This is a genomic window from Pantoea sp. SIMBA_079 (assembly GCF_046940275.1).
GTDB classification, from domain to species: Bacteria; Pseudomonadota; Gammaproteobacteria; order Enterobacterales; family Enterobacteriaceae; genus Pantoea; species Pantoea borealis.
In genome coordinates, this window is the sequence record NZ_JAWRYR010000277.1 from 1 (window position 1) to 274 (window position 274).

1 pseudogene is annotated in these 274 nt (G+C 64.2%); it reads right to left on the reverse strand.

Annotation, left to right across the window (positions count from 1 at the left end):
* Window positions 1-75: 75 nt before the first annotated feature.
* A pseudogene (locus SB719_RS20005) lies at window positions 76-274 on the reverse strand (glucose-6-phosphate dehydrogenase); the annotation flags it as partial.

The window sequence follows — 274 nt, forward strand, 5'->3', positions numbered from 1 at the left end:
GGGCAGGCATTGGGACTCCTTTGTGTGGTTGCCTGTGCTGGCCCGCGACAGGGCCGGCACAGGCTTGCAAACCTCTCACCCCAACCGGTGCCACTCCCGCTTGTCGCGGGTCAGCAATTCATTGCCAGCCTCAGGTCCGTCCTCGCCAGCCGAATACTCATGCACTTCGCCGCCCTGGGCCCAGGCATCGAGAAACGGCTGCACCGCCCGCCAGTCGTTCTCGATGTTGTCTGCCCGCTGGAACAGGGTCTGGTCACCGGTCAGGCAGTCATAG